Raw genomic sequence first — 5,608 nt, 5'->3', positions numbered from 1 at the left:
TCTCGGCGATATCCGCCTGATCCACGCCGAATACCCGCAGGACTGGCTGACGGAACCCGCCGAACGCTCCGGCTCCAAACAGGCCGAGTGGCGCACGGACCCGAAGCGTTCGGGCGCGGGCGGCGCGATCGGCGATATCGGCACCCATGCGCTCAATCTGGCTCTGTTTGTCTCCGGCGCGGAACTGGAGAGCCTTGCCGCCGATCTCGACAGCTTCGTCGAGGGTCGCCAGCTAGACGACAACGCCCATATCATGCTGCGTTTCAAGGAAAGGAACGGGGTGAAGCCGAAGGGCATGCTGTGGGCAAGCCAGGTGGCGCCCGGCTTCGAGAACGGCCTGCAGATCAAGATCTGCGGCACCAAGGGCGGCATCCAGTGGGCGCAGGAAAACCCGAACTATCTCTGGTTCACGCCCTTCGGCGAGCCGAAACGCCTATTGTCGCGCAACGGCGCGGGCGCGCTTGATGCGTCCACCCGCGTGTCGCGCATCCCCGCCGGCCATCCGGAAGGCTATCTGGAGGGCTTTGCCACTATCTATACCGAGGCCGCCCGGGCGATAAAGGCGTTCCGTGATGGCAAGACGGCGGATGACGTGATCTATCCGACGATCGAGGACGGCGTCATCGGCCTTGCCTTCATCGAGGCCTGCGTTGCCTCCTCGAAGGCTGACGGAAAATGGGTCAAACTCGACGTCTGATCCGTTCGGATCGTCCCGAGGCCCGCCCGGAGGATCATCCGGGCGGGCATTTTCTTGACCGCAGTCAGGCGGTGGCGCAAATCGGCAACGCCGGACATCGAACTTCTGCAACGTTTCAGATTCGCCTTTTCGTTGATGTACAAAGCCGCTCATCTCCTCTAGATCATTTTTCGAGAACCGCCGCGCCGTCCGGACAAGGCCGAGATCCGCCGACGCGCAGCCGAAACCACAATGATGCGGTCCGGCGGCCGACAAGGCTGTTCGCCGGGCCGACACTCGAAGGATCATCGACCATGATCGACCCGAAACAGCTCGCCCGTCGCTTTCCGGACGATTTCATTTTCGGCGTTGCCACCGCTTCCTACCAGATCGAAGGCGCGGCGCGCGAGGACGGGCGAAAACCCTCCATCTGGGACGCCTTTTCCCACATGCCCGGGCGCGTGCACAACCGCGATACCGGTGATGTCGCCTGCGACCACTACCACCGTCTTGAGAGCGATCTCGACATGATGAAGGATCTCGGCGTCGAGACCTACCGGTTCTCGATCGCCTGGCCGCGCATCATTCCGGACGGCCGCGGACCGGTGAACGAGGCGGGGCTGGATTTCTACGACCGGGTGATTGATGGCTGCAAGGCGCGCGGTCTGAAGACCAATGCGACGCTCTACCACTGGGACCTGCCGCTGACGCTTGCAGGCGAGGGCGGCTGGACGGCGCGCTCCACGGCCTATGCCTATCAGCGCTATGTGCAGACCGTGATGAAGCGGTTCGGCGACCGGCTGGACCTCGTTTCCACCTTCAACGAGCCCTGGTGCGTCGTCTGGCTCAGCCATCTCTACGGCATCCACGCGCCGGGCGAGAGATCCATGGATGCAGCCCTTGCGGCGCTCCACACCGTCAACCTCGCCCACGGGCTCGGCCTTGAGGCGATCCGTCAGGAAGCCCCCGAGGTCAAGGCGGGCATCGTGCTCAATCTGCAGGCGATCTACCCGGTGAACGACACGGATGCCGACCGATGTGCGGCCGAACGCAGCTTTCAGTTCAACAACGGCGTCTTCCTCGATCCCCTGTTCAAGGGCGCCTATCCGGACGGCTTCATGTCGGCGCTGGGTGAACGGATGCCGGCAATCGAGGACGGCGATCTCGATCTCATCAGCGGCAAGCTCGACTGGTGGGGCCTGAACTACTACATGCCGGCGCGCGTGGCCGATGACAGCGCATCGGGCGCCGAGTTTCCGGCGATCAGCGTCGGCGCGCCGGTCTATAACGTCATCACCGATATCGGCTGGGAAACCCACGCGCCGGCCATGAAGATGCTGACCGAACAGGTCTACCAGCGCTACGACCTGCCGGACATGTACATTACCGAAAACGGCGCGTGCTACAACATGGCGCCCGTTGACGGCGTGGTCGATGACGCCCCGCGCACGGAATACCTGTCCGACCATATCGCGATTGCCGCAGACCTCGTGGAGGCCGGCATACCGCTGAAGGGTTATTATGCCTGGAGCCTCATGGACAATTTCGAATGGGCGGAGGGCTATGCGATGCGCTTTGGCCTCATCTTTGTCGACTACGAGACCCAGGAGCGCACGCTGAAGAATTCCGGCAAGTGGTACAAGGCGCTTGCGGAGGAATTTCTTGAAAGGGGCGAGGAGCGCTGAGGCCTCAGCCCGCAGCTGGTTGCCGCAGGCACAAACCGCCCGGATGTCGTCCTGGGCGGTTCGTTGCAACGGTTCTCGCCCGGAAACCTAAAGGTTGTCGATCCGGTCCTGCAGGACGCGCAGCTGCCGGCGCAGGTCGTCCAGGTCGCCGGCAACCGGGTGCACGGCCGGAGCGGATTCGCCGGCCTCGTCATCTCCGGCGCGGTAGCTGCTGGCACCCAGCGGCGCGCGTCGTGCCGTCTCCTCCCGGCGGTAGTATTCGCGCTTGAGCGGGTTTTCATAGAGCGCCCTGTCCATCTGCTCGCGCATGTGGGCCTGCTGTTCGGAGAACGCCTTCATCGCATTGTCGAGGAAGCCCGGCAGCATGGCCTGCATCTGGTCCCCGTAATAGCCGATGATTTCGCGCAGGAACGAGACCGGCAGAATGCCCTGGCCGGATTTCGCCTCCTGTTCGAAGATGATCTGGGTCAGCACGGTATGGGTGATGTCCTCGCCCGACTTGGCGTCCTGAACGGTGAACTCCTCTCCCTGTTTCACCATGTCCGCCAAATCCTCGAGCGTCACGTAGCTGCTGGTGCCGGTATTGTAGAGCCGGCGATTGGCATATTTCTTGATGGCCGTCGGTCCGTCTTTTACGGGCATGTCGTGTCTCCTCCCCGCGTTTTTGTTTCCTCTTCCCGCCCGGGATGTAACCTCAAAAAACGCCGTGTTACAATCGTTTTATCGCAGCGCAGCGGCACGAAACCGGGTCGCGAGCGTCCGATCGCGTCCGAATTGTCCTATCGCGAGCCCCGTGACACTGGCCGATCCGGCGCACACTTTTGCGTGATAGCCGCTTCCGGCGGCTTTTTTATATGCGCACGCCCCGCTTCTGTTATCGCACCTGCAAACCGGAGGCCGGCTCAAGCCGGGCACAAAAAAAGGCGCCGCCCGAGACGGCGGCGCCCTGACCGGCGAGCGGTGCTGCGAGCCGGTCCTGACGCGACAGCCTTTCGGCGCGCGCCGCTTTCGATGACAGTCGGGGTTACCGGTTGGCTGTCGCCGCGCCGATGCCGCCGCCGATCAGGCCGCCGGCAATCGCGCCGGTTGCGTCTCCGGTAATCGCTGCGCCCGCGGCGGTACCAACGCCGGCGCCGATCGTGGCATTGCGTTCCTGCGTGGTGCAGGCGGCGAGCGGAAGAATGAATGCAATGGCGAGAACTGCTTTCTTCATGATCTTGGTCTCCAGGTTACACATAGCCTGCGATGAGCAGGATGATGACGATTAGCAGGACAAGACCCAGACCGCCAGACGGTCCGTAACCCCAGGTCCGCGAATAGCCCCAGCGCGGCAGGGCGCCGATCAGAAGCAGGATAATGATGATGAGCAGGATTGTGCCGAGCATGGTCTCTCTCTCCGGGAAATCAGTTGGACAAAGAACGCCGGCGCGACGAGATTTGTTCCCGCGCGCCGAGAACAGGGCTTTTGGAAAGGATCGCGACCGCCTCGGAAAGCCAGCCGCAAAGCCTTGAAAAATATGGTTAAGACTTTGTAAATCCACGATATATAGCGGTGAACAAAACAGGAAAACGAGGCTGTCAGCGATTCGTCGCTGATTCGTTCCGGCTTTGGTCCCGGCGCGGAAAAAAGCCGGGGAGTGCCCGGCTCACGCCTCCGCCGTCACACGCCGCGCCTTCGCCATGTAGACGGCCGAGCGGGCGACCGAGAAACCCGTGGCAAGGCCGACGAAGAGGTTTACCGGGATCATGAAGGCGGGATGCTTGGCAAGGTCCGGGTTGATGGCGAGACCGGCATTTTGCACATAGAGCGCGGCAAACAGCATCAGCACCATGGCGAGGGTGTGCCATTCGCCCTCGATCAGCACCCTGTCGGCGCTGACCGGGTGCAGTTTCCTCTGCGGCCGCAGCAGCCACACGGCAAGACCGCCGAGAAGGAGCCCGAGGCCGAGTCCCTGCAGGGCGGGCGCGGCAAATCCGAGAGAGACCACCCTGTGCGCCGCAAGGATCAGGAACAGGAGCGGCAGGATGAAGAGCCGGTTGACCGACACTTCCTTGTCCTGGAACCGCTTCGCGCCGCGCAGGACGAGTATGACGAGGATGACCCAGACATAGATCGGCGTTCCGGCGATGATCGAGACGAGCATTTCCATAACGTGACCTTCCTTTCGAATTTCGCTCGGGATAAACTGGAACCTTCATGACAAACGTGAAGGGTGCGTGAAAAGCGGGAGATGAACGAAGTCCGGAAAAACTTCGCAAAACGCAGCGGATTGCAGTTCACGCTTCGCGAAATGCACAGGGATTTCACCCACTGGCGGACCTACGGGCTTCTGGCGATCGTCATTCTCGTCGCCGCATGGTCCGGCCCCTTCGGTACGGAGCGGGAATTCCCCTTCTTCCTGCGCCTGGTCTATTGGGCGGCCGTGGTTCTTCTGACCTTTTCCGCCGCGCATTTCTTCGGCGCCTGGACAAGTTTTCTGCTGCGCCGGCGGGGCCTGCATGCGTTTCCTCGCATCCTTCTGGTCACGCTTGCGGCGGGGCTTGCCAGCACGGCCGCCGTGCTGCCGGTCACCATTGTCGTCTCGGGCAAAGAGGCGCTTTCGCCAGTCGCGCTCTTCTCCACGGCCTACCACGCGCTGCTGATCGCGGCTGCCGCCGTCGGCGCCATGGAGCTTCTACGCGGCAAAAAGGGCGATGCCGTTGCGACCGGGCCATCGGGCGAAGCAGAGCGCCCGCCGCCGCTGCTCGCGCGCCTGCCGCTGGAAAAGAGAGGAAGACTGATCTCGCTCTCGGTTTCCGATCACTATGTCGACGTGGTCACGACGCGCGGACGGGCCATGGTGCTGATCCGTCTGAAGGATGCGATCGGGGAGACCGCGCCAGAGCCCGGGATAAGAATTCACCGCTCGCATTGGGTGGCGCTTGCGGCTGTCGAGAGAGTGGAGCGGAGGGACGGGCGTCTTGCGATCGTCACCGGCGCCGGCGAAGTGCTGCCGATCAGCCGCAGCTATCAGGCGGATGTGAGGGCCGCCGGCCTCACCCCGGGCTGACCGTCCGCGTTCATCCTTTGTTTACGAAGGTTAACGTGCCCCTTCCGTTCATCGGGAAGGCGATTATGGCGTTTCCACATCTAGGGCGTTGGCGCGGCAAAATCCCAATATCTAGCCGTGAACAAACCGGGAAAACGGCAGAGTCAGCGATTCGTCTGTGATTCGTTCGCATCTGTTCCAAATCTTAAGAAAAGCCG

Annotated in this window: 7 protein-coding genes; 3 read left to right on the top strand and 4 right to left on the bottom strand. The window is 62.4% G+C overall.

Features of this window, described 5'->3' with window-relative positions; translation table 11 throughout:
* Both AC5DC2_RS18485 and AC5DC2_RS18480 read left to right on the top strand, forming a co-directional pair.
* Positions 1–697: Gfo/Idh/MocA family protein (locus AC5DC2_RS18485; protein WP_491699527.1), on the top strand; the 697-nt coding region annotated here is incomplete at its 5' end.
* Positions 698–990: 293 nt separating this feature from the next.
* Positions 991–2,361 carry a GH1 family beta-glucosidase gene (locus tag AC5DC2_RS18480; protein ID WP_491699526.1) on the top strand — a complete coding sequence of 457 codons (1,371 nt, stop codon included), beginning with the start codon at positions 991–993 and terminating at the stop codon, positions 2,359–2,361.
* Between the two features lie 87 nt (positions 2,362–2,448).
* On the opposite strand, the gene phaR is transcribed toward AC5DC2_RS18480, so the two are convergent.
* The 4 genes from phaR to AC5DC2_RS18460 form a co-directional block, all read right to left on the bottom strand.
* On the bottom strand, positions 2,449–3,003 hold the full coding sequence (gene phaR, locus AC5DC2_RS18475; RefSeq protein WP_024709996.1) for a polyhydroxyalkanoate synthesis repressor PhaR: 555 nt from the start codon (positions 3,001–3,003) through the stop codon (positions 2,449–2,451).
* Positions 3,004–3,385: 382 nt separating this feature from the next.
* Complete coding sequence (locus AC5DC2_RS18470) at positions 3,386–3,574, bottom strand: YMGG-like glycine zipper-containing protein (protein ID WP_024709997.1); 189 nt, start codon at positions 3,572–3,574, stop codon at positions 3,386–3,388.
* A gap of 16 nt (positions 3,575–3,590) precedes the next feature.
* The gene (locus tag AC5DC2_RS18465; RefSeq protein WP_081725892.1) at positions 3,591–3,746 is read right to left on the bottom strand and encodes a DUF3309 family protein; all 156 of its coding nucleotides are present in this window, start codon (positions 3,744–3,746) and stop codon (positions 3,591–3,593) included.
* 261 nt (positions 3,747–4,007) lie between these two features.
* Complete coding sequence (locus AC5DC2_RS18460; protein ID WP_138747712.1) at positions 4,008–4,511, bottom strand: DUF6622 family protein; 504 nt, start codon at positions 4,509–4,511, stop codon at positions 4,008–4,010.
* Positions 4,512–4,592: 81 nt separating this feature from the next.
* Here AC5DC2_RS18460 and AC5DC2_RS18455 point away from each other — a divergent pair, with 81 nt between their 5' ends.
* Positions 4,593–5,411 carry a LytTR family DNA-binding domain-containing protein gene (locus AC5DC2_RS18455; protein ID WP_491699525.1) on the top strand — a complete coding sequence of 273 codons (819 nt, stop codon included), beginning with the start codon at positions 4,593–4,595 and terminating at the stop codon, positions 5,409–5,411.
* The last annotated feature ends 197 nt before the right edge of the window (positions 5,412–5,608 follow it).

It is taken from the genome of Martelella sp. (assembly GCF_984369615.1).
Note: the sequence above shows the minus strand (reverse complement) of the source record. Positions and strands in the feature narration are given on the sequence as shown.

Coding starts and splice junctions, on each gene's coding strand:
- AC5DC2_RS18480 (WP_491699526.1), top strand. CDS start 991: ATGATCGACCCGAAACAGCTCGCCCGTCGCTTTCCGGACGATTTCATT.
- phaR (WP_024709996.1), bottom strand. CDS start 3,003: ATGCCCGTAAAAGACGGACCGACGGCCATCAAGAAATATGCCAATCGC.
- AC5DC2_RS18470 (WP_024709997.1), bottom strand. CDS start 3,574: ATGAAGAAAGCAGTTCTCGCCATTGCATTCATTCTTCCGCTCGCCGCC.
- AC5DC2_RS18465 (WP_081725892.1), bottom strand. CDS start 3,746: ATGCTCGGCACAATCCTGCTCATCATCATTATCCTGCTTCTGATCGGC.
- AC5DC2_RS18460 (WP_138747712.1), bottom strand. CDS start 4,511: ATGGAAATGCTCGTCTCGATCATCGCCGGAACGCCGATCTATGTCTGG.
- AC5DC2_RS18455 (WP_491699525.1), top strand. CDS start 4,593: ATGAACGAAGTCCGGAAAAACTTCGCAAAACGCAGCGGATTGCAGTTC.